General features: G+C 40.0%; 25 protein-coding genes. 15 read left to right on the top strand and 10 right to left on the bottom strand.

From position 1 onward, the window contains the following. Positions 1 to 46 precede the first annotated feature (46 nt). From QA601_03830 to QA601_03780, 11 genes are all read left to right on the top strand, one after another. Positions 47 to 2044, top strand: a complete 1998-nt coding sequence (locus QA601_03830) for an ATP-dependent DNA helicase RecG (GenBank protein MDG5814195.1) — start codon at positions 47 to 49, stop codon at positions 2042 to 2044. A 130-nt stretch (positions 2045 to 2174) separates the two neighbouring features. Beyond that, the gene (locus QA601_03825; GenBank protein MDG5814194.1) at positions 2175 to 3686 is read left to right on the top strand and encodes a glycosyltransferase; all 1512 of its coding nucleotides are present in this window, start codon (positions 2175 to 2177) and stop codon (positions 3684 to 3686) included. Positions 3687 to 3885: 199 nt separating this feature from the next. After that, positions 3886 to 5826, top strand: coding sequence for a molecular chaperone DnaK (gene dnaK / locus QA601_03820; GenBank protein MDG5814193.1), 1941 nt, complete (start codon positions 3886 to 3888; stop codon positions 5824 to 5826). Positions 5827 to 6149: 323 nt separating this feature from the next. Further along, the gene (locus tag QA601_03815; GenBank protein ID MDG5814192.1) at positions 6150 to 6533 is read left to right on the top strand and encodes a hypothetical protein; all 384 of its coding nucleotides are present in this window, start codon (positions 6150 to 6152) and stop codon (positions 6531 to 6533) included. Beyond that, positions 6530 to 7246 carry a prepilin-type N-terminal cleavage/methylation domain-containing protein gene (locus QA601_03810; GenBank protein ID MDG5814191.1) on the top strand — a complete coding sequence of 239 codons (717 nt, stop codon included), beginning with the start codon at positions 6530 to 6532 and terminating at the stop codon, positions 7244 to 7246. Before QA601_03815 ends, QA601_03810 begins: the two co-directional genes overlap by 4 nt. A gap of 13 nt (positions 7247 to 7259) precedes the next feature. Beyond that, a complete protein-coding gene (locus tag QA601_03805; protein MDG5814190.1) occupies positions 7260 to 8813 on the top strand; it encodes a hypothetical protein in 1554 nt (517 codons plus the stop codon). Positions 8814 to 9169: 356 nt separating this feature from the next. Then, positions 9170 to 9553, top strand: a complete 384-nt coding sequence (locus QA601_03800) for a type II secretion system protein (protein MDG5814189.1) — start codon at positions 9170 to 9172, stop codon at positions 9551 to 9553. Further along, positions 9550 to 10266 carry a hypothetical protein gene (locus tag QA601_03795; GenBank protein MDG5814188.1) on the top strand — a complete coding sequence of 239 codons (717 nt, stop codon included), beginning with the start codon at positions 9550 to 9552 and terminating at the stop codon, positions 10264 to 10266. Before QA601_03800 ends, QA601_03795 begins: the two co-directional genes overlap by 4 nt. 13 nt (positions 10267 to 10279) lie before the next feature. Then, on the top strand, positions 10280 to 11839 hold the full coding sequence (locus QA601_03790) for a hypothetical protein (protein ID MDG5814187.1): 1560 nt from the start codon (positions 10280 to 10282) through the stop codon (positions 11837 to 11839). A 45-nt stretch (positions 11840 to 11884) separates the two neighbouring features. Beyond that, positions 11885 to 12025: a hypothetical protein gene (locus tag QA601_03785; protein MDG5814186.1), complete on the top strand. Its 141-nt coding sequence runs from the start codon at positions 11885 to 11887 to the stop codon at positions 12023 to 12025. Positions 12026 to 12061: 36 nt separating this feature from the next. Beyond that, positions 12062 to 12253: a hypothetical protein gene (locus QA601_03780; protein MDG5814185.1), complete on the top strand. Its 192-nt coding sequence runs from the start codon at positions 12062 to 12064 to the stop codon at positions 12251 to 12253. A 93-nt stretch (positions 12254 to 12346) separates the two neighbouring features. Here QA601_03780 and QA601_03775 read toward each other — a convergent pair whose 3' ends face one another. Then, on the bottom strand, positions 12347 to 14119 hold the full coding sequence (locus QA601_03775; GenBank protein MDG5814184.1) for a hypothetical protein: 1773 nt from the start codon (positions 14117 to 14119) through the stop codon (positions 12347 to 12349). A 461-nt stretch (positions 14120 to 14580) separates the two neighbouring features. Between QA601_03775 and QA601_03770 the strand changes: the two genes are divergently transcribed. The 3 genes from QA601_03770 (at position 14581) to QA601_03760 (ending at position 16494) form a co-directional block, all read left to right on the top strand. Beyond that, entirely contained in the window at positions 14581 to 15408 is an 828-nt protein-coding gene (locus tag QA601_03770; protein MDG5814183.1) for a class I SAM-dependent methyltransferase, read from the top strand. Positions 15409 to 15813: 405 nt separating this feature from the next. Next, complete coding sequence (locus QA601_03765; GenBank protein ID MDG5814182.1) at positions 15814 to 15966, top strand: hypothetical protein; 153 nt, start codon at positions 15814 to 15816, stop codon at positions 15964 to 15966. A gap of 48 nt (positions 15967 to 16014) precedes the next feature. Beyond that, positions 16015 to 16494 (top strand): hypothetical protein, encoded by a 480-nt coding sequence (locus QA601_03760; GenBank protein MDG5814181.1) that lies wholly within the window; start codon positions 16015 to 16017, stop codon positions 16492 to 16494. 556 nt (positions 16495 to 17050) lie between these two features. Here QA601_03760 and QA601_03755 read toward each other — a convergent pair. The 4 genes from QA601_03755 to QA601_03740 all read right to left on the bottom strand — a co-directional run bounded on the left by QA601_03755 (position 17051) and on the right by QA601_03740 (position 20995). Then, on the bottom strand, positions 17051 to 18904 hold the full coding sequence (locus QA601_03755) for a hypothetical protein (protein ID MDG5814180.1): 1854 nt from the start codon (positions 18902 to 18904) through the stop codon (positions 17051 to 17053). Beyond that, complete coding sequence (locus QA601_03750) at positions 18901 to 19461, bottom strand: hypothetical protein (GenBank protein MDG5814179.1); 561 nt, start codon at positions 19459 to 19461, stop codon at positions 18901 to 18903. The genes QA601_03755 and QA601_03750 overlap by 4 nt, the downstream gene beginning before the upstream one ends. 584 nt (positions 19462 to 20045) lie before the next feature. After that, positions 20046 to 20504, bottom strand: coding sequence for a GNAT family N-acetyltransferase (locus QA601_03745; GenBank protein ID MDG5814178.1), 459 nt, complete (start codon positions 20502 to 20504; stop codon positions 20046 to 20048). Between the two features lie 86 nt (positions 20505 to 20590). After that, a complete protein-coding gene (locus tag QA601_03740; GenBank protein MDG5814177.1) occupies positions 20591 to 20995 on the bottom strand; it encodes a DUF2007 domain-containing protein in 405 nt (134 codons plus the stop codon). A 396-nt stretch (positions 20996 to 21391) separates the two neighbouring features. Between QA601_03740 and QA601_03735 the strand changes: the two genes are divergently transcribed. Beyond that, positions 21392 to 21604 carry a phage integrase N-terminal SAM-like domain-containing protein gene (locus QA601_03735; GenBank protein ID MDG5814176.1) on the top strand — a complete coding sequence of 71 codons (213 nt, stop codon included), beginning with the start codon at positions 21392 to 21394 and terminating at the stop codon, positions 21602 to 21604. Between the two features lie 588 nt (positions 21605 to 22192). Here the strand turns inward: QA601_03735 and QA601_03730 are convergent. From QA601_03730 to QA601_03710, 5 genes are all read right to left on the bottom strand, one after another. After that, entirely contained in the window at positions 22193 to 22705 is a 513-nt protein-coding gene (locus QA601_03730) for a hypothetical protein (GenBank protein MDG5814175.1), read from the bottom strand. 242 nt (positions 22706 to 22947) lie between these two features. After that, positions 22948 to 23757, bottom strand: coding sequence for an SIR2 family protein (locus QA601_03725; GenBank protein MDG5814174.1), 810 nt, complete (start codon positions 23755 to 23757; stop codon positions 22948 to 22950). Then, positions 23757 to 24323: a non-canonical purine NTP pyrophosphatase gene (locus QA601_03720; GenBank protein MDG5814173.1), complete on the bottom strand. Its 567-nt coding sequence runs from the start codon at positions 24321 to 24323 to the stop codon at positions 23757 to 23759. Before QA601_03720 ends, QA601_03725 begins: the two co-directional genes overlap by 1 nt. A gap of 2 nt (positions 24324 to 24325) precedes the next feature. Continuing rightward, positions 24326 to 25291 (bottom strand): hypothetical protein, encoded by a 966-nt coding sequence (locus QA601_03715; protein ID MDG5814172.1) that lies wholly within the window; start codon positions 25289 to 25291, stop codon positions 24326 to 24328. Positions 25292 to 25614: 323 nt separating this feature from the next. Then, positions 25615 to 26016: a hypothetical protein gene (locus QA601_03710; GenBank protein ID MDG5814171.1), complete on the bottom strand. Its 402-nt coding sequence runs from the start codon at positions 26014 to 26016 to the stop codon at positions 25615 to 25617. Positions 26017 to 26096: the final 80 nt, after the last annotated feature.

The raw sequence follows: 26096 nt of genomic DNA, 5'->3' as shown, positions 1-26096 counted from the left end.
TATACAATTCTATGGAACAGCTAATTTTTCGAAACTTTGAAAAAGAATGGATAGCAAACCAATAAAATCGAGATTGGATTTTCTCACTCCTCTATCGCAGATACCAAATTTTGGGCCCAAACGTGTCGCTGCTTTAAAGGCCCATGGTATAGCTACAATCGGTGATTTGCTCTATTACTTCCCTACCAGATACATTGACAGAAGTAAGGCTGTCGCGATGGCTGACCTCGAGCAGTACAGGGATGCTGTGTGCACTGTTTGCGGAACAGTTCGAAAAGTTAGATATGAAAGAGGGCGCAAACCCCGGTTTAGAGTTTCCGTTGAAGATAAGAGTGGAAAAATGGAAGCGATATGGTTTCAGGGTGCTCAGATTTACAACAGAACCATAAAGCCGGAAATGAGACTTATTCTTACCGGTAAAATAGGATATTTTGGGGGCTACCAGATGGTTCACCCTATGATAGAAGAGCTTAAGGATGAGAACCATGCAGTGCAACCGTATGTTTCTCTATATTCCATAAAAGAGCGGATGCGTGTTGCTGGCTTAAGTCAGAAAAATATTCGAAAGGCAATTGACTGGATTTTAGATAGTCTTAAGAACTATCCCAGGGTTTTACCTCAGTCTCTGGAAAAGAGGAAAAATTTCCCTGACCTTTTTCAATGTCTTAAACAGATCCACAAGCCAGAGTCAACTGAGTTAAAAAGGTACTGGGACAGAATCCGCTACGAACAGCTATACAAAACAGCGCTGTCGATACGGTGGAACAGGCGCAAATACGCTCTTCCGGGAAGGAGTTTGGAAGCTGGTGATTTGGTGCAACAAATGAAGGGCTTGTTACCATTCTCTTTAACCGCTGATCAGCTTGAGTGTATAAATGTTCTCCACCGTGATGCCGCTTCCGAAAACAGAATGCACCGGCTGTTGCAGGGGGATGTAGGTTCAGGTAAAACACTGGTGGGGTTTTTTGCTACGCTTCCGGCGTTAAATGAAGGGTTGCAGGTGGCGTGGATGGCACCTACTGAGGTGTTGGCAAAACAGACATTTACCCTTGTACAGAAGTGGCTGACAGCACTGGGGTTTAAGGCAAAACTACTGTGCTCAGGTGTAAGTAGTATTGAAAAGAGGGAAATTTTAAAGGATCTATCATCCGGGGCGCTGCAGTTTGTTGTTGGTACTCACTCCCTGTTTATGCCCTCAGTCAGGTATAATACTTTAGGCATGATCGTTATTGATGAGCAGCAAAGGTTTGGCGCGGGACAGCGTCTGCAATTACAGGAAAAAGACCATCGTTCAGATTTTCTTATGATGTCCGCTACCCCCATTCCACAAACTGTGGCCAAAACACTTTACGGGGATCTGGATCTGCTTACACTTCACTCAACTCCACCGGGCAGAACCGCGGTTTCCACCCATTTGGTTCCACAGCACAAAAAAGGTGATATGATCTCCTTTTTACAGCAACAGATAAACTCGGGGGGGAGGGTGTACTATGTTGTCCCACGGATAGAGGCTGTGCAGGATGGTGAAGCGACAAAAAGTTTGGAAGAGATAAGGGATGAGCTTATCAGAAATGGTTTATCATCTGTTGGGATCGGCTGTGTACATGGAAAGATGAAAAGCGAGGAAAGAGATCTGGCTGTTAAGCGTTTTAAAGAGGGTAAAGATGGGTTGCTCATGGCTACAAGTATCATTGAGGTGGGGATGGATGTCAGTGAAGCCACGGTGATTGTAATTCAGGGAGCACAGCACTTTGGCATGGCCCAGCTTCACCAGCTAAGAGGAAGGGTTGGGCGGGGAGATAAAAAGTCCTATTGCTTTTTATTATCAGACACCGCTGATGAGGAGAACTTAACCAGATTAAAACAATTTTGCTCGACAACCGATGGATTTAAGATTTCTGAAATTGATTTTAAGCTAAGGGGCCCGGGGGAACTGAACGGATTTAAGCAGTCTGGATGGGATGATCCCGGTATGGCAGAGCTGTTTTGTGACCCACAACTCTTCACTGAGGTAATGAATGAGGTAGAATTATTGTTCCGATAGCATTTAGTGTCGCTTTTTTATACATTTCATAGAATCAAAAAAGTATATTATTGCACTCTTTTGTGATTAAAATCACGAATAACGGTGTTCCTTTATCTTCATTAGTAAATATAGGAGGGCTTAAGGTACTATGGTCGCCCTTGTTATTGTTTGTACCCTTTATGTCTTATGTTCATTAATACTGTTATCCTATGGAATACAGTGCTACGTCCTTACTTACCTGTTTTTAAGAAAACGCAAAGAGAAAATATCCTCACAGCGCAAGACGTTCAACTACTATTATCAGGACAGGGATGAATCTGAGTACCCTTTGGTGGTGACGCAGCTGCCTATGTACAATGAAAAGCTTGTTGCCTGCAGGGTAATTGAAGCTGCCGCGAAAATGGAGTATCCCCGCAGCCGCCACCAGATACAGGTACTTGATGACAGTACCGATGAGACGGTTGGATATGTAGATAAAACCGTTAGTGATCTTCGCGAAAAGGGATACAATGTAGAGATCATTCGAAGAGAAGACAGGACTGGGTTTAAGGCCGGAGCGCTTCAGAACGGACTTGATTTCACCGATGCAGAGTTTGTCGCTATCTTTGATGCCGACTTTGTGCCTACCAAAGATTTTCTGAAAAAATCCATGGCCTTTTTTGTGGATAAACCACAACTGGGTCTTGTACAGGGAAGATGGACTCATCTTAATAAAAGAGAATCTCTCATTACCAGAGGACAGGCCATGGGAATAGATGGCCATTTCATGATTGAGCAAGCAGCAAGAAGCTGGAATGGCTTGTTTATGAATTTTAATGGTACTGCCGGAGTGTTTCGCAGAAAGGCTATTGAAACCAGTGGTGGTTGGCAGCATGATACGCTTACTGAAGATATGGATCTGTCTTACCGTATGCAGCTTGCCGGGTGGAAAACTGAATATGTCCCAGATCTTGAAGTCCCTGCAGAGATACCGGAAGATATCAATGCATTTAAAAACCAGCAGTTTAGATGGGCCAAAGGATCTATTCAGACTGCAATGAAAATCATTCCTCTGCTTTGGAAAAAAAGAATGCCTGTTTTCAAGCTCCTGCAGGCTATTTTTCATCTGACCCATTATGTAGTGCATCCACTAATGTTTTTACTTGCTGTTTTGACAATGCCGGTGCTTTTCTATGTTAAGGTGTTTTTGCCACCGTTTTGGTTTGGGTGTATTGTGTTTGCAATGATCCTGGCAACAAGTGGGCCTTCTACTATGTATATGGTTTCTCAGTATTACGTAGGCAATAAGATACGAAAACAGATCTTTTTAATACCTGCACTGATGCTTATTGGGACTGGATTGGCAGTAAATAACGGAAAGGCTGTACTTGAAGCGCTCTTTAAATTAAAGTCGCCGTTTCACCGTACACCAAAAAAAGGGCAATCTGCAGGTAAACAGACCTACAAGCCTATTAAGGACCTTACCTGTATCGTTGAGATTCTGCTTGGGGTGTATTGTCTGATAAGTTTCAGAATGTTTTTAGGATATACAAACTTTCTGGTATCACCTTTTCTTGTGCTCTATGCATCGGGATTTTTGTTTGTGGGTGTGATATCAATTATTCACTTTCGTCGTCCGGAATTAATTGATATAAAACTACCTCTTTTGAAGGGGAGTTGAGCGTCCCGTTTTGAAAGGAATCAGTGTGCCGTAGTGTTTCATTATGAAACGACGTGTTTGATACTGAAATGATATCGTATAAAAAGGTGCCTTAAACAGTAGTTTAGGAGCACCTTTTTTTTGGCACGGCCATTGCATATCTTGGGTGAATCTAAAAGTGGAATACAATCTTTAAACAATAACTGATTCAGGAGGAATTATGGGGAAAATCATTGGAATAGACCTGGGGACTACTAACTCGTGCGTATCTGTAATGGAAGCCGGTAAGCCGGTGGTTATCCCCAACTCTGAAGGGGGACGCACATCACCTTCAATTGTTGCCTTCTCAAAAACCGGCGAACGTTTGGTTGGTGCTATAGCAAAACGACAGGCGATTACCAATCCTGAAAACACCATCTACTCTGTAAAACGGTTTATGGGTAGGCGCCACAGTGAAGTGCAGTCTGAGGAGAAAAAGGTGCCATACAACGTGGTTGGTGGCATGGAAGATCCGGTGAAGGTAAAGGTAGGGGATCGTGACTATTCACCACCCGAAATCTCTGCTATGATTTTGCAGTATCTGAAAAAGGCTGCTGAAGATTACATCGGTGAAGAGGTCACGGAAGCGGTTATTACCGTTCCCGCGTATTTTAATGACGCCCAGAGACAGGCTACAAAGGATGCAGGTAAAATTGCGGGTCTTGATGTAAAAAGGATCATAAACGAGCCCACTGCTGCTTCACTTGCCTACGGACTCGATAAGAAGAAAAATGAAAAAATTGCAGTATTTGACCTTGGTGGAGGTACATTCGATATCTCTATCCTTGAAATCGGTGAAGGTGTGTTTGAAGTTAAATCAACCAACGGAGATACCCATCTGGGTGGGGATGACTTTGACAAAATATTGATAGATTACATTGCAGATGATTTTAAAAAGCAAAACGGAATCGATTTAAGAAGCGATAGCATGGCTCTGCAACGTCTTAAAGAAGCTGCTGAGAAAGCAAAAATTGAGCTTTCATCTGCAATGCAGGCTAATGTTAATCTGCCCTTTGTTACTGCTGATGCCAGTGGACCAAAGCATCTTGATTTAACAATTTCACGCTCTAAATTTGAACAGCTGGTAGGGGATCTGGTGGAGAGAACCGTTGAGCCGTGTAAAAAGGCCCTCGCTGATGCCCGAATGAGTGCTTCTGATATCGATGAAGTCATCCTGGTGGGTGGAACAACCCGTATCCCGGCTGTGCAGCGTAAAGTAGAGGAGGTCTTTGGTAAACCTGCTCATAAGGGGGTTAATCCCGATGAAGTCGTAGCGGTGGGAGCTGCTATTCAGGGTGCTATCTTAGGCGGTGATGAAAGTGTTAAGGACGTTCTTTTGCTTGATGTAACCCCTCTTTCTCTTGGTATTGAGACTTTAGGTGGAGTTATGACTAAGCTTATTGAGCGCAATACCACTATTCCTTCCAAAAAAAGCCAGGTCTTCTCAACTGCCGCTGACAACCAGACTGCTGTTACTATTATGGTGTACCAGGGTGAAAGAGAGATGGCTGCTCACAACCGTTTACTTGGTAAGTTTGATCTTATCGGTATACCGGCAGCTCCACGTGGCGTTCCTCAGATCGAAGTTACATTCGATATCGATGCAAACGGTATCTTAAATGTCAGTGCAAAGGATCAGGGTTCCGGCAAACAGCAGCAGATAAGAATCGAGTCTTCAAGCGGGCTGGCCGAAAGTGATATCGAGAAGATGGTTAAGGAAGCGGAAGCCAATGCTGAGAAGGATAAGGCTGAGCGGGAAAAAATAGATGTAAAAAATCAGGCAGACCAGCTGATTTATCAGACAGAAAAAACCCTTGGTGAACTGGACGGAAAGATATCTGATGAGGACAAGGGTAAAATTCAGTCCTCACTTGAGGATTTAAAGGAGAAATCCAAGGGTGATGATGTAGAGGCGATAAAGAGCAGTATCGATTCGCTTACCAAGGCATCACATGCTATGGCGGAGGCTTTGTATAAAGCTGGTGGAGCCGCAGGCGGTGAAGGTGCTGCTGGTGCTGCCGGACCACAGCCAGGTGCTGCTCCGGAGGGTGCAGGTGAAGAGCCACCTAAAAAGGATAAAGGCGAAGGGCCAGAAGATGCAGATTTTGAAGAAGTAAAATAGTTTAAAGATACGGGGAAGCTTTGGCTTCCCCGTACTTACCCCTTTTTTGCACATCACTTGTGTGCTATAGTTCTGCTTACCTTCACCATTCTTTTATCTGACAAAGAGGTCAAAGCCTTAAAATAGTCCTAAGAACGTGTTTTAGCCAAACTTACCCTAAATAAAATTTAAATCCCAATTGTATAGAGCACCGGAACCTTTTTCAGCTTATTAATCTCCTTGAAAAAGCAATGAATACTATAGTATAGTTAAAGTAGGTGGTTAAACGTTTAAGTTGTTGAGTAGGGCAGTTATTGGGAACACCTCTTTTTCGGGAGCATAAGATGCAAAACGCTCTAAAAACTGCCGGTTTTTCGGTTGTTGAGATTATTATAAGCCTGTTGCTTGTTTCGGTGGCTCTTATATCTATCGCTTCTGTTTTTCCCCGTATAACGGGGCATAAAGAAGCTATCAGGGAAGTGGATATCGCCTATTCGCTGGCCACTGATGTTTTGGAGAGCCTCTATAATCAATCGCTCACAACTCCCATTGAAGCGGGGTTAGATACCTGTCTTGGAGCAGTGGAGAAGGGGGCTGTATCTTTTACTGCATGTTATTCTGTAAACTGGGCCGGCAGTGGCAGCTTCATGAAGGAAGCATTTGTTACGGTTAAATGGGATAAGTTGGGCCGGGATCATCAGGTCTCTCTTTCCGGGGTAGTAAAATGAACAGAAAAGGTATGACGCTGCTTGAACTTATAATTTATATAGCACTTGCTATGTTTTTACTGGCTCCCGTAATGATGCTGGTTAATCGATCATCCTTTTTTATGGCAAGAGATACAACGGTTTCTTTACTGCGTGTAACCGGTAATGAGATAAAGCAGGTTATTTACGATGATATTAAAAATACGGGATACAAAACAGAGATGCTTTTTCCTGATAGCGATTCAATGGAGCTTATGCTTAACACAGAAGTTCAGATCTGTTCTCTTGACCTTTCATCATTCACTTTTGCAAGAGGATATCCCTTTGATAGTTTATCTGTGGTTATGGGACGAATAGATGAAAATGGTACATGGTTAGGAATCGATACCATTTGCTACTATGTTAAAAATTACGTGCTGACAAGAGAGGTCCGAGGCACCGCTTCAGGGAATTCCAAACACAAAATAGCTTCAAATCTTGAAAGCCTGAGATTTCACTTCTCAACTGATATGAACGACTGGGATATCGATGGAACGGATGTAACCCAAAAGGAGCTTGTAAAATACATCAAAGTGATCATTTTGCTTAATAGTGAAAAAGGCCTGGCCAGTTCGGTAAAAAAGACCACCTACGATATGGGCGATTTTTCTATAAGTTTTAACGATAATATTATACGAGAGCATTATGAGATTACGATTCCGGTAATTAATAATGGTCTGATCTTTGAACTGTAAAAAAGAGGCTGTTATGGGCATCAGTGGAGATTGTCTAAAGAATTCCCATGGCTCTACCATTGTAGGAGTGTTAGCCGCACTTGTATTTATAGGCGTGGTTACTACTTTAATGACCAGTACGATGAGCAGTGATAGTAGGGACTCAAGAGCATTCTCATCGATGCAGGTGGCGAAGGTATCAAGTAATAACGCTCTTCGTGCCACAGAATCTTTTTTCTCAATTATGCCCAATTCTTCTGTAGAGTTGCTTAACGAATATATCGAAGAACCAAATAGTATTTCCTTACTACAAGAGACTATTGGTAAAAACCAGTCGATTATTTCGCATATAGCTGCATTTAATACATCTGATTTGGTTGCTAAGGTTGATGGCTCAGGCAGGGGAAGAACAGGATCACAGCGTAAAACAGTAGCCCTTTACCAGCTTGACGGAATACGGGTTGTTAATAACCAGATTCAAAACGCACTGTATCTGAATGGTCCAGCAAGGAATTTTAATGAACCTTTTACGGTAAGGGGAGATGTTTTTTTGGGAAGCAGCGCTTCTTTGAATAAAGCGGGGTCAAGAATAGAAGGTAATTTTAAATGGGTGAATACCTCCCCGGATGGTAACCCAAACAGATTATCAGGATTAACCGTTGAAGGTAATACCTTTATAAATACTGCTGACCTTAATATTCAGGGTGACGCCAATAATTTCCGTGGAGCAACTGGTTTTGAGAGACGTATCGAGGTTTTTGACAATGTTCATAATATATTTGGCAATGTGTACATTGGAGATGGTGTAACACATTTTAATGGTCAAGTTGATATGTTTTTCAGGGGATCAGTGTGGTACAGGGGGCCAAATTATAGCAGTGACCGCTTTAATGATTATATATCCATTATTCCTGGTGAAATTGAAGATATCGCTGCACAGGTTGGTATGGTAAATGAGCCTGATCAGGAGCCGGTCATAGACATTGGTAAAATAGATGGAAATTATATTCACAATGTCAGTCCCATCGGTTTGCAGTGGGAAGTAACGGGGCCCAATGTTCAGGCTGCCTATGAGACCAGAGAGCTGTGGAAAAATAAATTTTTAATCTTGCGAATTCCTGAAAATACTAATGCTGGCATAAATAATGTCCCACAGGACAACTACTTCTACGGCAGAGTAATCTTTATCGTGGATGGCACGTTTAATGTAAATGAACAGAAGCTTTATACCAGTGGGCCCCAATCAAACACCCTCTTTTACGTAAGCAGCACGGGAAGCATCAATCAATTTGGCTCGAAAGGGGTGTTTAGGGGGATGACCTACGTAGAGCCCGGAGGTGATATAACCTACGATTTTGGAACTACAGGTGAAGGAGTAGTGGAGGGAGCGATTCATCACCATGGCAATGCAGAATTCAATGCAAACGGGAAGTTGAATATAAACTACAACACAGAAGTACTCGCAGAGCTAAGCGACCTTGGCATATTCACCAACCCAAATGATCAGGACAATAAATCGGGAACCGTTGAGCTGATTTCAGAAACAGGGACAATTGATGCGTTGCTTTTGGGTTCCTATCAGTTTTAGCAACTGCTAAAGACACTCTGTGTTGCTTGAGCTGAACGTTTTTTATTGATGATTTATAGGTGTGGGTTTTGGTATTTATAGTGGTTGCACTGGTGTTTAACAGTAAGGATCTTGCATTTAACCTCTTTATTTTGTACAAAACCATACACCCGGTGCAAAACCATGTTCTGTGTAACCTGTAGTGTTAATTAAACATACCGAAACAAAAGACGATAAGCTGTGATGTAAAGGGGGTAGGGGTACATACTAAAAGTATAAATCTTCTTGAAAATCCTTACTATAAGGAGTATAGTTAATATAGGAAGTTAAACGTTTAAACTCACAAGCTCTTCACAATTCCTTTTCGGAGAAGTGGGATGGAAAAAACGTCAAAAAATGGTGGGTTTTCAATTGTAGAAATTATAATTAGCCTGTTGCTTGTTTCTGTGGCTCTGATATCTATCGCTTCTGTTTTTCCCCGCATAACAGGACACAAAGAAGTTATACGGGAAGTGAATATAGCCTATTCGCTTGCCTCTGACGTTTTGGAAAGCCTGTATAATCAATCGCTCACAAATCCTGTTGAAGCTGGAGCTGATACCTGTCTTGGAGCAGTGGAGAGGGGAGCTGTTTCTTTTACTGCATGTTATTCTGTGAACTGGGCCGGCAGTGGCAGCTTTATGAAGGAAGCCTTTGTTACGGTTAAATGGGATAAGTTGGGCCGGGATCATAATGTTTCTCTTTCCGGGATAGTAAAATGAACAGAAAAGGGATGACACTGCTTGAACTTATCATTTACATATCACTTGCTATGTTTCTACTGGCTCCGGTAATTATGCTGGTAAACCGATCATCATTTTTTATGGCAAGAGATACAACGGTTTCTTCACTGCGGGTAACCGGTAATGAGATAAAGCAGGTTCTTTACGATGATATTAAAAATACTGGATACAAAACAGAGATACATTTTTCCGATAGCGATTCTATGGAGCTGGTGCTTAACACAAATGTTCAGATCTGTTCCCTTGACCTTTCATCATTCACTTTTGCAAGAGGATATCCCTTTGATAGTCTGTCTGTGGTTATGGGACGGATAGATGAAGGAGGTACCTGGTTAGGGATCGACACCATCTCCTACTATGTTGAAAATTATAAACTGATCAGAGAGGTCAGGGGAACAGCTTCAGGAAACTCAAGACACAGTATAGCCTCAAACGTTGAAAGCCTGCGATTTCATTTTTCAACTGATATGAGCGACTGGGATGTGGATGGAACGGATGTAACCCAAAAGGAGCTTGTGAAATACATCAAAGTGATCATTTTGCTTAATAGTGAAAAAGGCCTGGCCAGTTCGGTAAAAAAGACCACCTACGATATGGGCGATTTTTCTATAAGTTTTTACGATAATATTATACGAGAGCATTATGAGATTACGATTCCGGTAATTAATAATGGTCTGATTTTTGAACTGTAATAAAGAGGCTGTTATGGGCATCAGTGGAAAATTTCTAAAGAATTCCCATGGTTCTACAATTGTAGGAGTGTTGGCTTCACTTGTATTCATTGGCATTGTGACTACTTTTATGACTAGTATGATGAGCAGTGATAGTAGGGATTCGAGAGTTTTTTCATCAATGCAGGTGGCAAAGATATCAAGTAATAACGCTTTGCGTGCCACAGAATCTTTCCTTTCAATTAAGCCCAACACTTCGGTAACAGTACTCAATGAATTTATCGAAGAAACAAATGTGACTACCCTGTTAGAAGAAAGAATCGGTAAAAATCAAACGATCATTTCGCAAATAGCTGCTTTTAGTACCTCTGAATTGATTGCGAAAATAAAAGGATCCGGAAAAGGGAGCTCCGGTTCACCACGTACAACGGCTGCTTTTTATCAGCTTGAAGGAATACGGGTTGTTACTAACCAGGTTAAAAATGCTCTGTATCTAAGTGGCCCTGCAAGAAATTTTAACCGTTCCTTTACTGTGCGGGGAGATGTTTTTTTTGGCAGTAGTGCTACATTGAATAAACCGGGATCAACAATAGAGGGCAACCTTAAATGGGTAAATGCTAGTCCGGATGGTGAGGTAAATCAACTGACAGGATTAACGGTGACAGGTAACGTTTTTATAAACAGTGAAAGAATATACATGCAAAATGAAGCTAATAATTTTCGAGGAGCTACTGCTTTTCAACAACCGATTTCTGCTGTAAATAATACTCACAATATATATGATGATGTTTATATCGGGGATGGAGTAACTGATTTCAATGGTGAAATAAATTTGTTTTACCGGGGATCTGTCAGTTACTGGGGACCTAACTATACTGCCAACAGATCCCAATTTAATGAGTATGTGTCTATTCAAGAGCAGCATATTTCAGACATTGCTGCCAGGGTAGGCATGGTAAATGAACCTGATAGGGAGCCGGTTATAGACATAAAAAAAATACCTGAAAAGTATATCAATAATGTAAGTATACTCGGTTTTCAGTGGGATGTAACGGGGCCCAATGTTCAGTCCGCATTCGAGAACTGGCCCTTGTGGAGAGATCAGTTTTTGGTGATAAGAATCCCTGAAGGGACTCATGCTGGTATAAACAACGCCCCCCAGGACAACTACTTTTACGGTAGAGTAATCTTTATTGTGGATGGCACGTTTAATATAAACCATAATCGTCTTTACACCAGTGGGCACCAATCAAACACCCTCTTCTATGTAAGCAGTACGGGAAATATCAACCAGTTTGGTACTGATGGGGTGTTCAGGGGGATGACGTATGTAGAGCCCGGGGGTAATATAACCTACGATTTTGGAAATAATGGTGAAGGGGTAGTGGAAGGCGCGGTTCATCACCATGGAAATGCCGATTTCAATTCAAATGGTGTACTGAATATAAACTACAACACAGAAGTACTCGCGGAGCTAAGCGACCTTGGCATATTCACCAACCCAAATGATAAGGACAATAAATCGGGAACCGTTGAGCTGATTTCAGAAACGGGGACAATTGATGCGTTACTTTTGGGTTCCTATCAGTTTTAGCAACTTTTAAAAGGTACACTTACCCTGCCCCAGGCTGCTGCAACATTGGCAATCGCTGTGGCTGCTTACAGGGCCGGTATCATTACTGAAACAATCCTTGATGCCATAATTATTGTGATATTTATCACCTCTACCCTGGCTTCGCTGATAGTTAGCTTTACAGGGAAGCGACTGCACGGGTATTAGTACGGTAATTGTAATCAATACGGAATACTATTTGCTGTGTTTATAAACAACGAAACACTGCCAGAAAGGAATGTAATGTACGATCCCCACAACAGGCCCGCTAAAATAATTAAAGAGATCGGCATTGCACTTTCTTTGGTGCTAATGTCTCTGTTATCCGGCCTTTCACTTGTGGTGCTATCACTAAGAAAGGTTAATCTGAAACTAAAGTTAAAGCGCAAAGAATAGTAAAAATAGGTAAATACCACACTACCGAGCTTAAACTAACCAAACCTGCTAATCCCCAAAAAACAGGGGTGGTATTTCACCCACCCCAAAAAACTAATCGCCAAAAATATTATTACCAACACTGATAACTTCACTGTCATCCGTATACGGATTTCCGTGCCGGTCGGTTACAATACCATCTGAAGATAAATATTCGGAAGAACCATTCCGGAGGATGACATCAGTGAGTTTTAGTTGCCCGTTGGTATCCACCCTGAGCTGGGAACTTTGACTGTTATTTATTGCCCTCAAACTTATTCCGGCGTTTTCGATGGTTACATAGCGAAGCTCGTTATCATCGTTACGGGAGTTGATACCAATTCCCCGCCAGTCGTTTGGGTTGCCGCTAACACTGGTGAAAACAATTCTGTCAGTTTCGGTGCCTACTGCAATAAGTGCTCCGGAATTAACCCTTAGCCCCGAGCGTTCGGAAAACTTAAGTATCGCGCCGGGCTGGATAGTAATTGTGGCCCCGGGTTCATCAATGAAGTGATTGTCACTGAAGTGATAAGGGACATCAATGGCACGCCAGGTGGCACTTTGGGTCAGGTCTCCGTCAGGCTCCACTAAAACATGTCTGGGAGCCGTTAAATCGTGAATGCTAAAGACGTTATTTTCTCCTATCATACCAAGCTGGTGTGATGTGATACGCATTGCAGATGTCTCATTGTTATCAAAGGTGTTGCTTTCAAAACTTAAAATCTGAGAGCTTGAAGCGTTGGCATAGATACCGTAGCCGGTGGAATTACTAAACGTAGAATTTTCGATCGTTACGGTGGAATAGTCGTGCAGATACAGATTGCATCTGTTGCTGCCATTGATCGCTCTCAAACTGTTTCCCGCCTTTTCGACAACGGTGTAGAGAAGTGTGTTTTGATCATTATTGGAGGCAATGCCAATGCCACGCCAGTCACCCGGATTTCCGGAAGCACTGGTGAAAACAATCTCATCGTCTTCGGTGCCCAGTGCTCTGAGTCCTCCACTGTTTACCCGGAGCCCAGCTCTGTTATCAAACTCCAAAACAGCACCGGCTTCGATAGTGATAACAGCACTGGGTTCATTTATGAAATGGTTTCCAAAGAAGCGGTAAGGAACATCCACCGCCGGCCATGTGGCAGTCCGGGTCAGCTCTCCATCATCATCGACATGTATGTAGCGTCTCCCCGCAGCCGCATCTATACCAAAACGGTTACCGTCCTGAATCATACCAATCTGATGAGAGGTAATACGCATTGCCGCTGTCGCGTTATCCTCAAATGTATTATCTGAAAAGGCAGTAAACAGGGCGCTTCTTGATCTGACCACCACACCATATCCGGAGGAAAACCTGAAAACGGAGTTTTCTACTGTCGCTCTGGCGTTTTCATGAAGGTACAGATTAGTACGGTTACTTCCATTTACAGAGCTCCAGGAATTACCGGCATATTCCATAATTACATATCTGAGCACATTGTTGTCGCTGTTGTTGAATATTCCCACCCCACTCCAGCCTTCAGGATTACCGGAGCTTGCGGTAAAAACAATCGGCTCGTCTGCAGTACCTTCTGCACTGATATAGCCGTCACCCTCGACCCGTATTCCTGAGCGATCGGAGAAGCTTAGGATTGTGCCTGGCTCGATAATTAATGGGGCATGCACAGCAATGTTGTTGTGCACAGAGTAGGCTCCGGGGCCAAGAGTTGTTGGGGATACTATGTCTTCAGTAATTTCGGGGCGTTCGATTCTTTCGTTACTGTCTGCCGGGTTTGAATCGGAGCAGCCGGAGAAGATAGTGGTAAACATCATCACCAATAAACCCGGTAACCACAGGGAGCGCAAAACCTTCATGGCATACCTCTCTTTCTTTTCAAATAAAAGCATGAAGTAGAAGCGTAGATATGATAATCAAAGGATCAAAAGATATGCCATCGTGAACTCCTGAAGAGCTGATAGGGATAGGAGGGTTTAATTATACAAGCAAGTATACTATACTACGATAAGCTCTCAGTGAGCAAGCAATTTGAGTGGGTTGTAGCTATACGTAGATAGCAGCGAGTTTGCGGGAATTGCCTTTCAGCCGGTCGGGCAACTTCGCCAGCCCGGGGAGAGCTGAACAGATTTCCTTTGATCATTGAATCCCTTAAAAACATGACGGCAAGTCGATTCTAAAGATTACTGAATAAAGAGGACATTCTGAAAGTGTTTACTTCCCAAAATATTGACTATCAAATTCCAAATATATCTTTAATCTTTCGCACACATTCAGTATATTGCATACTCAATATTACTCTATAAGTCTGGAGAATGAAATGAAACTAACATTCAGGTTTATACCTACACCACTAAAGCTGTTTATTAAAAAAACTATTCGCTCGCTCCAACTAAGAATGTACAAAGTAGTAAACAGAGAGACTATGATACCCCCAAAGGCCCTGCGTTTTGTTGGCGATAGTGACTTTTTAAAAACCGGACAGGAGTTTAAACAGCATTTCATCAATTTAGCAGGTCTAAAGCCCACTGACAGAATTCTTGATGTAGGGTGCGGAATAGGGCGTATGGCCATTCCATTAACAAGCTTCCTTTCAAAAAATGGCGAATACTGGGGCATTGACATTGTAAAGGAAGGGATTGATTGGTGCAGCTCCCGTATTACCAAAAACTTTAGTAATTTCCATTTTCTTCACAGCAATGTATACAATAAGGCGTATAATGAGAAAGGCACCATTTTAGCTTCAGAGTATAGTTTTCCATTTGAGAACAATCACTTTGATTTCATATATTTAACCTCAGTATTTACACATATGCTCCCTGCTGATCTTCAGAACTATCTTAGTGAAATTTCCAGGGTTCTTAAAACAGGTGGTAAATGTCTGATTACATACTTTATTTTTAATAAGGAAACAGAAACTCTTGTCCAATCTGGATTAACTACACAGAAGTTTATTTATAAATTAGATGGATGTTTAACCACAAACAAGGATATACCTGAAGCTGCGGTTGCTTACAGAGAAGAAGTAGTCAGAGATATGTACAGGAAATTGAATCTGAAAATCATTGAACCTATACACTGGGGCTCCTGGTGTGAAAGAAAAACAACCTTGAGTTACCAGGACATAGTGATTGCAGAAAAAACTTGAATTCACAATTGGCGCTCACAAATTCGTTTTAAGCCCGCGAAGGCGTTTTTATGATAATCTGTGTAGATCGAAATCAGCCCTCTTCAGGTTTTGTCAGCGAAACAGTATACTACACGGAATGTTTGACATACACTGGCAATGCTATTCCCGTATAAACTTCGCTTCTAAACTTATTTTTTTCCTCGACTCTACATCAACTGAACCCCCGTCCTCCGCCCTTCCTGACGGTAGGTCTCCTGATTGGTGGCTTGCGCTCACGGGTGAATGAAAAGAGTGTGGGCGACCGTTCCTCAGCTATTCATGTGTTGACTATACCTGCCTTACTTTATTTATATTAGTTATAGATATACGATTAACTAATATAGTATAAAAATTCAATGTTAAAGAAGTTAAAGGAGAATAGAAATGAAAATTGGCGCGATCCCACCAATGGTAGTATGTGGCATTCTGTTTATCAGTAGTATAAGTTTTGCTCAAACTGGATTAAGGGCAGTTCTCTCTGTCCAACCATCATTTGTGCTTGAGAAAACCTCTGGTTTTTTTAATGATGATTATTAAGGGTGGGGAATTTCTGGTGGAGTCGGTTTTGAATATGGCTTTAATCGCATGTTTGCCCTGGGAGTGTCTTCATCCTACATACATAGTCAAACCAGCCATGAGTCATATGTATATCTGGCTGAAACGGATGGAGCTGGAAGGTTAATTCCAAGTAATAAAAAACAAGAATATACTGAAAGAATTACTACAAGCAAGATCTGTTTTTCCGTATATCCTCAAATTCGAAGACCGATAAATTCTACTGTATCATTATATACCAATCATCATATTGGAGTAGATTACGTAATCGAAGGGTATTTTGATTATCCTGACATTGAATATGAGAAGATTGTATTCCACATAAAGGACAATATTAAACCGATTTATTCACCGGAAATTGGTGTAGATATAAATTTCCAAAACTGGGGTTTCAGAAGTGGTGTGAAAGTTTCGATAGATCTATCCAGATTACATTTAGGAGATGAAGGTAACCTAAAGATAAGGTCAACTGAAACCGGTTTATTCCTTGGTTTGAGAAGAGATCTCTGATACTCGGTTTGTATCCAGACGAGGGTGATGGTATACTGAGATGAGAGGATGTTTGGTGAAACTGATGAGCTGGTTTCAGCATCGTCTACGTTTTTTCAGGTTAAGACACTGTAAAAGAGTCATTGGTATAGTACGCTTTCTTAGAAGCATAAAATTATACGAGTGGCAATGCTGGTTATTGACACTATCTAGAAAAAAAGTGGTGGCGACTATCAGCTACGCCGCAGGCATGGAGCAATGAAAAACCAATGGTTCTATCATATCGGCCTGTGAATTCCACAATCTTTACCGTTTACCATTAAATACAGTGAAATGTATTGGGTCTCAAACCCGCTACTCTTAGTGCGCCACAAAAACCCTGAAGACCTGTTTTGGGCCATGGTGTATGTCTTTGAACTGCAGGTGATAGAAACCAGAGGCGAGGTTGTTACCTAAAGTCACAGATGCCCTACCGTTTTTTTGTTCAACACTCCAATATTCAGCTCACTGCCCTCCGGAAGGTTATAGTCGGTATCGGCCGGTACAGGGACAAACAGCAAAAACTATCCCATCATACCTACCACAACCAAACTTCTGCCTTAAAAAACAGAGCGAAATCTCTTCCGGCACCTACAGGATGAGTCACAATGTTTTGGTTGAAAATGTTTTGAAATGAAAAGGTTGTCTTCAGGTAATCTCTGAAAAGGTACTTTGTGAAGTTTAGATCCACAGAAGCAACCGGATCCAAAGCGTGGGAGTAAGATTCAGGAACTAACAGGTAATTGTAATGGTATTGTTTGCCGAAGATATCTATGGTAAGATTGACAAAAAATCTATCATCGAAATTGTAGCGCAAAGAGCTCTTTAAGGAATAGTTACTTCTTTTATCAAACAGATCCCTAAATTCGTAGCTTCCTGCGGTAAAAAGCAAATATTCAAAAGTACTTTGCCAATTGAGCTTATTATAATTTCCCCTAACCTGAAAACCCGCAAACCCGGTAAATCCCGGATCACTGTTTTTCAAAGTCACAGGAGAGTAGAATCTGAAATCTGAAGGGTCCATCACAAACGTCTGTCGCTGATAGATAAGGTCCCGGTAGTAACTGTTCCTCAAAAAGAAACGATACACTGAGTTTTCTCTTCTGTGTGTCAGTGAAGGAGTAAAACTGGCCTGGTAAAAGAAATCTTTACTTAAGTTATCGCTAACACAAAGATCTTCACTGAAAATATCCAGCTGCTCTCTCTCTGTGAGGTTGATAAACTCAAAGTTATCCAAAAAAGTTTCTCTGCCAATTGAAGTGCTAAAGGAGAGCGATGTACGTTCTGAAAGAGGTCTTGTATAATCACCAAGTACCCTCAGGCGTACCGATTGACTTTCTCCGAATTTGGTTTCGAGGGCGAATCTGTAGTTCTCGTGTTCGTACAGATAGGAAGGGTTATGATAGATGTGGTGCAAAGAGTGGTCATTTGCCTTGTAGTTAGCATTTATCAGCGTGTATGAGAACTGGTGGTTATTCAGCGGAGCGCTTAAGGTTAAATGATTTTCGTTTTTAGTGAGATCAAGGTAAGGAGATTGGTTTTCATCAAGCCGTTCAGTTTTGGTGAGATTACCGGAAAGGTTTAAACTAAAAATTCCAAAATCCCTTATATAATCCAGATTATAAGATGAACTAAGTGCAGTGACTTCTGTACCGATAGTGTTTATAAACAGCGCGTCTTCTTTTCTGGAATAATTGAGGAACAGTGCATTGTCATCATAGGCACCAAGAAAAGAGGAGTAATGGGAGCGTTTTGCCGAGGAGTTATTTCGGTAGTAAATATGTTTATCGGTAAAAAAGTACTGATCTCTTTGAACGCTAAGAACGCCTCCCAGTCCGTTGTAGTAGCCAAAACCGGTAAACCAACCATCAATACCTATTTTATCGACATTTATGCTCGCTTTTTCTTCCACAAAAAGATAGGGGCCCGGATCGTTAATCTCATTTCCTATGGAGAAACCGCCCATAGCGGAATTTTTGTCAAGATCGGCTATTAACTGAATCGCTCCGTTTTTGCACAACCTGCCCTCAACGATCGAATTGGGCGGGTAAAAAACAGCGGTATCAATGGAGGATATGGAAACGGGAATGGCGTTTAAGGCGGTGGTGTTTAAAACTGACAGCTTAATTCTATGCTGGTTTATAAATACATCGATATACCGTTCATTAAGCGCTGGATTATCAGGCTGGGCATAAAAGTTATAGTCATCGATGCTAAAAAATGAGAGGTACGGATTTCGTTTGATAAGTTCAGCAGTGTTTCTTACTCCGATCTCGAGTATTTCCCCGCGGGTATAGGTAACTCTATCCATTCTCGTTTGAGGGGTGGATAGTGCTTGGGATATAATAGAGAGCACAAAAATAAGCAGGTAGATTGTATCTGAATTTTTCATTTAAGAAACTCTTTTAGGAATTGAGGTGTTTTAAAAGAATAGCCAAACAGTAGAGCCAGTTCAGAAAAATCGATTCTTCTTTTAGTATAGATTCTGTTATGTTCATAGGACACTTTAGCCAAAAAGTTGCGCCATAATGTTGTATGAAGCGAAAGCTCAGCACCTACATACAATTCCGATTCTTTAGCGGCATGTCGATTCTCAAGATCAAAGATCATAAGATAATTACCAGCCTTGATTCCAAAAGAAATATGTGCAAAGTTGGTGAGCCGAACCGGATAGGAGAGTGCCATATCGACTTTTACCCCCTGGTAGTTTTCTATTTCAGAGGTATAGTAGCTGTAACAGAATGAGGCGGTAAAATCAAAATAGAGATAATTAGTCTCGAGCTGTAAAAGTAAGGGGACGTTTTCCTGCCAGATATTTGCAAACTCGCTGTTATAGGTGGTATGGGTTATACCGGCATAAACTTTTAGGTTCTTAAAGTCTTCGGTATCAGCACTGACACGGATAAAAAGAAAAATCAATAGTAGTATGCTTCGGGAAGTTGTTTTCATGCGTCACCTGAATGATACTCTTTGTTGTTTGTTGGTTTTAAATGAGATGAGTCTGGCGAAACTCTGTACAAAGCACTGTAACTTACATTAAACTACTCCAAAATATAAAAAGGGTATGAATCCGGACAAATAAATACAAGAGATAAGTTTTAGTCCTGCAGGAAGTGACCTGTTACCTATTCGTGCTCTTAGAGCCCGGGAGAGGTATGGACAGGGTGAGCCGGTGATTTAAAGCAGGGGCAGTAAGATATGAAAATACCGCATTTTTGTATAATACATTCCACATAGCCCATGAATGCCTCCACACTGTCTATGAACGTTTCCACACCCATGTTTTAGAGCTCCCGGGTACTGTATTGGTTTTACCTGTATACATTTTTACCTTCACGGGTACTGTTTCGGGGCATTCGGCACCCGTTTCATGGCACTGGTAACCCTTGAGGTTTTACTGAGTAGGTATAAAAGGCTCAGGAGGGGAAATAATAGAAAATGGGCCCGGATAAATGGTTTGTGGAGTCAAATAACTACTTCGTGAGTGCTAATATAATAGTCTGTGGGAGGAAAATAAAAGGCTTAGAAGGTTATTAAGGAATAACTGTTTTATCATGAAATGGTTTTTCCAATAGTTGTATTTTGTTGCTCTTATAAAAACCATTTTTACTATAAAAATTTTCTGCCAGACTTTCTCTTTCAGTTAAAAGGTATATTTTTTCTACATCTTTCTTAGTCAGAAGATTTTGTAATTCACTAACCAAAAATGATCCAACGCCTTTGTTACGATAATCCGGAATCACACACATTTCCTGCAGGTAATAATGATTCTGAATAGAATATCGGTGAATATTTCCCAGGACCATTCCAACTATTTGATCTTTATCCATAGCCGATAAACCAATAAAACCGGGAGTATTTATGATATCTGCTATTCTCATTTCAGTATCGGTTGGTTTCCAATTTTCATTCCAGTTAGAATTATTGAATGTATTCATGTATACATCTACTAGATCTTGAATTTGAGAAATGGATATTTCTAATGTTTTCATTTTTGTTTCCAGTCTTAGTTTGGGGTGTACACACCCGCCATTTGCCTGTTGTGCATCCAGATTCGCCTCTTATTTCTCGTGCGCTCCTAAACATCTCCCAGATCAGCATGCCATTTATTTCCACAATTTTTGCATACACGACTAGAATTATTGTAGGGTGCGGGTGTAAATGAAATTAAGCACCAAATTAATTTTATAAACCAGTTTGAATTTTGTTCTCTAAGAATTGCCGAGCTACATTTGGGACATTTTTCTTCAACTTCTTCATTGCTTTTTAAATCAAATATTTCAATCAGTTCTTTTGCGGTTTCGTATTTCTCTTTTGCGACTAACAAAGAAACACCACCTAAACTACTAATATAGACCCAGCTTGCAAAGCTATGGTTTTCAGTATCCAGATAGCAAATTATATCGTTTTGAGTCAATAACTCCTTTGCCATAGAAGCTTGTAATGGGTCACTATAATTTCTAATTGGAATAAAATCTGTCATCAATTTTTCGAATGCCTTATCGTTTTTTTCTATTTGCGAGTTTTAAAACTGGAATTAACTTACTTGGTCAAAATTAGTTCTATCAATCAAGTTTCTATCCCTCTCCGCGCGCGATCTTGTCTCCTCGGGTTACAATTACGCACAACGTTCAAGGTTTGGTGAAATGCCGCGTGTTTTTGCGGCATTTGCCGTAGGCCAAGGGCAGTACTCAGCCCGCAGCACCTAAACCTTTGTTGAACAAAGCCTTCGGCAGTAAAAACCCATCCTCCTATCCAACTTTCATCTATAGCATAACGAAAAAAAAGCCCAGGGTATAATTTAACTTGGGTGCTTAATCCAGTTAATTATAACTGCCTCGTAGAAGGCGATTTCTCACCCTTGTCAAAGGAGCGTCTTATGACTCCACTGCGTGTCCGTTATATCGCTCATCTTCACCTCAAGGGTTACTCTGAGAAGACTCAGCGTAATTATCTGGAACCTATTATTCTTTTTTCACGTTGGCTTAAACGCTCACCTGATACTCTAACAAAGGATGAGCTTCACAGGTATCTTCTCTATCTTAAGCTTGAGCGTAAACTGGCAATACGTACTCTAAATATTCATATTTAAACACTTAAATGCTTCTGTGAATTTATTTTACCCGAAGCCTCACCTGCTGGTGGGAGCAGATACTGCAGAGAACGGGAAAACATCCACTGATATGTTCAAAATGTAATGCCGGGTTATTGCAACTGGTCTTTATAATGCCTCCGGGCAGGAGGTCTGTAATGGTAACATAGGAGTGAAATGTGCGATAGTTAGTATGTAATGTTGTTGTTATTAATGTGCATTTATGAATGCCTGTAGGCTTGCTATACCAAAATTGAGTACTTATATTACTTCTTGGGAGAGATGTGTTGATGGAAATCGGCGTATACAGTATCTTGTTTAAGAAAAAATTGTTTGTCTCACGACTGAACCCCCCGGAATCTCAAAAGAAGCTCTGAATACTTTTTCCTATAAATAATATAACAAACAGTGCCTGGCCTGAGCTCTGCGTTCAACAGGTTTTTTCTGCATCTTGAATGCAGAAAAAACGCTTGATGTTGTTGGTTGTTTTTGTTTAGCTACCTTAGTGTTCTTTTAAATTTATGCCTCCGAAAGTCTTTTTCCGCGTGGGCTCTTATTTCTATTCCGCGCGATATTATTCTTTAACTATCATATCTGGTTACAATAATCATGCATTGCTTTCTGAATAATTTTATTCATACACTCAGCTTTCATTTCTTCTGTAACCCCTTTTTGTTCTCCCCAATTATCTGATATTTCAGTTAGTTTCAAATCTAACTCGTCAAAAATATCTATATATTTGTTTAATTCTGAAACCATTTTAGTTCTTCCCTCATGTATTGTAAACTCGCCAGCCCGATCCCAGAAATAATCGTGTGCTAAAAAATTTCTAATCTTTAATACAGAGTTAATGTTCTCTGTTAATTCTCTACTTATTTTGTTTTCTGATTCTAATGTTTTCAATAAACTTCCAAAAGTTTTTTTCATATTCACTTGCAACAATTTATCATAATCATCTGTTATCATTTGGTCAACTTGAGAAGCCCAAGCACTTGAAAGTAACATTACTAATGATTTTTCGCAACATTGCGCATAATACATTGCAAGCCCATACAATGCATAAACTTCTTTGGTCTGGTGTTCTTCATTATCAATTATCATAATTTGTATTTTCGCTTTTATCTTACTCCTCGCGCTCTTAGTCCGCCCACGCTCCGGCATAAATTTCTATAATATCCATTCTAAACAAAAATTGACAACGGGTTGCAAAACAGCCGAAGTGCCTGTGTTGCGCCTGCGGCAGGCATTTTGGCTTTTTGCTGTTGGTGGATGTTGCATTTTTCATTCAGCACCTATAATATTCACAAACAGGACGTTTGTGTCACCCAATTAATTTCAGTTGACTATACTTTTCCTTTAGCGTTTTTTACAAGTCTTCGTAAAAACTCAATTAAAGCTTCCCCGGGGTTATCGCTATTACTTACAATGCTTTTTACCCCTCTCTTTTCGAATATATCCTCCTGTACAGGATTTGGTTTTGCCATAAAAACATAGCATTTAGGCCGAATGCTTGAGTTAGGAGATGCCAGCCACATCAAATGAAGTTTATATAATAACAACCTCATATTAATATCATTAAGACTATAACCAATAAACAAAATGCTTTTTCCTAAAGCATCTGAGCGCAGCTTAATGTCAAGGGGTGATTCAAAATTTAATCTGTCAAAGTAACTTGATTCTGTAAGTACTATTGAATTGTCATCATCAAAATCCCCATGGAATTTTACAATTTGTGTCTTTGAATCTGGAAGATTGATTAAGTCCCCTACGTTCACTACCTTTCTAAATTCTTTGCCAGCATCTCTATGTGCATACTCAATCCAGCGGTCGTAATTTGTTGTGTATATAAGTGGAAAATCAAGCTCCAAAATGAGGTTGTGTGGTTCAGATTTTGTAATATCTATTTTATCAGAATGCCACTCCCTGTCCAACCAACTGCGCAATTGTCCAATGCTGCCTTTAGCATTTTTATAAAATTCTGCTAATTCCCAAAAACTCCCAAAAGTAGAAAATATTTGGGGATCATATGATAGTTCATTTGCTAAGAAGTCTATTAGCTGACTAAAAGTGGGTAATCCTAAACCAGCAGAGAGGCCAGACCCTGCAAACAATATTGCATTTCTATCTCTAATTGATTTTATTAATTCTTCCATTAGGCAATTCCCTGGCTGTTAAGGTAATTAGCGAATTTATCAAGAGCCAATTTTCGCATTGAAATTTTATTTTTTTCTTCACCCATTTCAGAAAATGTCCTTGTTTCGCTTTCTGGAATAAAAGCGCAATCCCATTGAAATGATTTATCTCCCCTTGGCGTATCAGAAATTTTACCTGAAATTTCACCTTCGAAGGAATGAAATTTTTTACCATCTATATAACCAATTATGGTCTTAGCTGAAACAGAATTATCAGACATGTTTCCAAAAATTGCCGAAAACCTATCAGCTTCTAATTTATCCCAGAATATTTGCGTTAGACCACCCGGTAGTCCATTAAGGTGGTTTATATATAGGCCAGTATGTTCAACAAAAAGAGGGTGCCCTACCTTTCTAAATGCTTTTAGTGCTTTATCTTTCAACAACGTTTGAGTGTCTTCTGTTTGAATTTCCTCTATTTTAATGTTAATTGGAATAATGGTTACTCCAATAGGATTTAGTATTTTTTCCGATTCAGAGAGCTTGAATTGATTACTTGAAATAAATCGAATTGTAAATTTAGACATCTTTATCCTCCAAAACTATAATCCTTAGCTACTGAAAACATTTTTTCCAAATAGTTAGAATTTTTAGTTAATTCGATGAAAAGATTGTATTCATCGGTAAGGGTTTTATTATGAACCGATGGGTTATCAGAGCAAATAACAAAAGGGATTTGATTATCTAAAAAGTATTTAACAGGATGCCTATCTGCTTTAAAGACTGCTCCAGAAAAAATATTGCTGAATATGCAGCATTCTACACATATATCTTTTTCAACAATAGTTTCAGCTAACTTTGAATCCATGGGAAGCGCACAAGCATGAGAAATCCGATCAGCATTGCATTCATTAATTGCCCATTCAATATTTTCGATTTTCCCTGTTTCACCGGCATGTATTGTTACACCAATCCCAATATTGTCCTTCGCTTTTTTTACCAGATTGGCAATACTATTGTCAATGGCTTCATCCTCATTGCCTGAAATATCTATCCCTACAATTATGTCTGGCCTATTTACTTTTTTTATTGCATCAAACAATGCATGTGCTTTTTCAAAGGTAAGTTTGTATCGTGAAAGTGAAACAATTAGCCGTGCGTCAATTTTATATATTTCACTTGACTCCTGAAATTTATCACAAAGTAAATTAAGAACATTTTCGAGATTACTTGAAAACAAAGAGGCAATATTGAATGGTGAGTTTCTTATTTCAGCATAAACAACATTGTCAAGAGAAAGATTTTCAATTGCAGAATTTACCATAATTTCAAATTCTTTCTCATTTCTTGGCAATAATTTGAAGCCATACCATGGTTTTAAATATTCTGTTAGCGAACTAACATTTCTATTCAGAGTCATATCATTATCAATATTAAACCATTCTGGTAATTCCCCTTTATATGGTTGAAGCAACTTTTTAAACACATGATTTGAAACCAGTCCATTTAAATGGACATGCAAATCCGCCTTTGGTTTCTTTTTGTAATCTATCATCTTAGTTTTTTTCTACGCACACGACGTGCGGTTTCTTCTGTGCTGAATGACAAATGCAATTTACACCAACGGTTCGGCCAAAGTTTTAGTATGGCCTTTACTATTAGAACTTTGGCCTGTTATGCGAAGTTGAGCATGGGCATTCTTTTTCCTTTTTTATTCTGTAATTAGATTGTTTTAATAACAGTTAATTTATCCTATTTGCCCCCTTACACAACCTATTCTCTTTAGTATTTTAATTCAAACATTTATGTAAATAAAATACTTATACCATATACTTTACTGGATTCTAATTATTATCCAAATCATCTTTTTGAATTTTATTATTTATCATTGAATATTTGGCGTAGTGTGAATTTTTTAATTGCTAATCCGATTAAAGGGATTATAATTAAGGCTTGAATATATCCTACTGTTTGCAACCAGTGTGTTTTTAAAAACCCCAAACCATTTTGCTGCACAATACCAACAATAATGAAATCGATTAAAAATATCCCAAATGAAGCATAAAGTGAAAACCATAAACTGTTGCGAAAATGGTCACCATCAAGAAATGAAAGTAAAATAAAAGTAAGTACCGGAAAAACCGAAAACATAACCAGCCATAATATTAATATTTTATATAGTATAGGTGTATTTACAAAATAGTCAAAAGGTAGTCCAATCAAGTAAAAGAATAACCATCCAAAAATTGTAACTAATGTCAGAACAATATGTTTTTTCATTGTTTAATTCCTTAATGTAATCGTATATATAAATTATCTTTATTTATAAAATTCTTTTTTGCCCATGCTCAATTTTGCAT

This window comes from Chitinispirillales bacterium ANBcel5, from assembly GCA_029688955.1.
In the GTDB taxonomy this organism is placed as follows: Bacteria; Fibrobacterota; Chitinivibrionia; order Chitinivibrionales; family Chitinispirillaceae; genus Cellulosispirillum; species Cellulosispirillum alkaliphilum.
This window is presented reverse-complemented; position numbering and strand designations above follow the sequence as displayed.

Coding starts and splice junctions, on each gene's coding strand:
- QA601_03720 (MDG5814173.1), bottom strand. CDS start 24,323: ATGTCTAAATTTACAATTCGATTTATTTCAAGTAATCAATTCAAGCTC.
- QA601_03725 (MDG5814174.1), bottom strand. CDS start 23,757: ATGGAAGAATTAATAAAATCAATTAGAGATAGAAATGCAATATTGTTT.
- QA601_03775 (MDG5814184.1), bottom strand. CDS start 14,119: ATGAAGGTTTTGCGCTCCCTGTGGTTACCGGGTTTATTGGTGATGATG.
- QA601_03715 (MDG5814172.1), bottom strand. CDS start 25,291: ATGATAGATTACAAAAAGAAACCAAAGGCGGATTTGCATGTCCATTTA.
- QA601_03830 (MDG5814195.1), top strand. CDS start 47: ATGGATAGCAAACCAATAAAATCGAGATTGGATTTTCTCACTCCTCTA.
- QA601_03730 (MDG5814175.1), bottom strand. CDS start 22,705: ATGATAATTGATAATGAAGAACACCAGACCAAAGAAGTTTATGCATTG.
- QA601_03790 (MDG5814187.1), top strand. CDS start 10,280: ATGGGCATCAGTGGAAAATTTCTAAAGAATTCCCATGGTTCTACAATT.
- dnaK (MDG5814193.1), top strand. CDS start 3,886: ATGGGGAAAATCATTGGAATAGACCTGGGGACTACTAACTCGTGCGTA.
- QA601_03770 (MDG5814183.1), top strand. CDS start 14,581: ATGAAACTAACATTCAGGTTTATACCTACACCACTAAAGCTGTTTATT.
- QA601_03800 (MDG5814189.1), top strand. CDS start 9,170: ATGGAAAAAACGTCAAAAAATGGTGGGTTTTCAATTGTAGAAATTATA.
- QA601_03755 (MDG5814180.1), bottom strand. CDS start 18,904: ATGAAAAATTCAGATACAATCTACCTGCTTATTTTTGTGCTCTCTATT.
- QA601_03710 (MDG5814171.1), bottom strand. CDS start 26,016: ATGAAAAAACATATTGTTCTGACATTAGTTACAATTTTTGGATGGTTA.
- QA601_03735 (MDG5814176.1), top strand. CDS start 21,392: ATGACTCCACTGCGTGTCCGTTATATCGCTCATCTTCACCTCAAGGGT.
- QA601_03750 (MDG5814179.1), bottom strand. CDS start 19,461: ATGAAAACAACTTCCCGAAGCATACTACTATTGATTTTTCTTTTTATC.
- QA601_03745 (MDG5814178.1), bottom strand. CDS start 20,504: ATGAAAACATTAGAAATATCCATTTCTCAAATTCAAGATCTAGTAGAT.
- QA601_03805 (MDG5814190.1), top strand. CDS start 7,260: ATGGGCATCAGTGGAGATTGTCTAAAGAATTCCCATGGCTCTACCATT.
- QA601_03815 (MDG5814192.1), top strand. CDS start 6,150: ATGCAAAACGCTCTAAAAACTGCCGGTTTTTCGGTTGTTGAGATTATT.
- QA601_03825 (MDG5814194.1), top strand. CDS start 2,175: ATGGTCGCCCTTGTTATTGTTTGTACCCTTTATGTCTTATGTTCATTA.
- QA601_03740 (MDG5814177.1), bottom strand. CDS start 20,995: ATGACAGATTTTATTCCAATTAGAAATTATAGTGACCCATTACAAGCT.
- QA601_03795 (MDG5814188.1), top strand. CDS start 9,550: ATGAACAGAAAAGGGATGACACTGCTTGAACTTATCATTTACATATCA.
- QA601_03810 (MDG5814191.1), top strand. CDS start 6,530: ATGAACAGAAAAGGTATGACGCTGCTTGAACTTATAATTTATATAGCA.
- QA601_03765 (MDG5814182.1), top strand. CDS start 15,814: ATGAAAATTGGCGCGATCCCACCAATGGTAGTATGTGGCATTCTGTTT.
- QA601_03760 (MDG5814181.1), top strand. CDS start 16,015: ATGTTTGCCCTGGGAGTGTCTTCATCCTACATACATAGTCAAACCAGC.